We start from the raw sequence: 308 nt of genomic DNA on the forward strand, positions 1-308 counted from the left end.
TGTGACCAGGACGGGTGTAACAAGTCTTTCGTCTCATCCGGTAATCTCACCAAGCACAAGCGTACACATCGTAATGTGAAAGGAGAGTGACCCGGTCTGTCTCTTTCACAGGCAATATAACCACCTTTGCCCAGCAATTTCAGCTACTGATCCTCACTCAGGTCAAGAGATGTACCTCTCATCAGAGGCAGACGTCCAGCGCCGCAAACACCAACATCACAAGAGCCTGCCAGTTACATTGCTATCTTCTTTTTTGTTCTTCATATGGGAAGGAAAGTTGGGAATGGTCTTCAGGCTGAACTTTGTTG

General features: G+C 47.4%; 1 protein-coding gene. It reads left to right on the forward strand.

All coding sequences use genetic code 11. The features are described 5' to 3' along the window. On the forward strand, nucleotides 1–90 hold a 90-nt coding region (locus E1189_RS26005), incomplete at its 5' end, for a C2H2-type zinc finger protein (protein ID WP_155158146.1). Nucleotides 91–308 lie beyond the last annotated feature (218 nt).

Source organism: Parendozoicomonas verongulae (assembly GCF_009711465.1).
Lineage (GTDB): Bacteria > Pseudomonadota > Gammaproteobacteria > Pseudomonadales > Endozoicomonadaceae > Sansalvadorimonas > Sansalvadorimonas verongulae.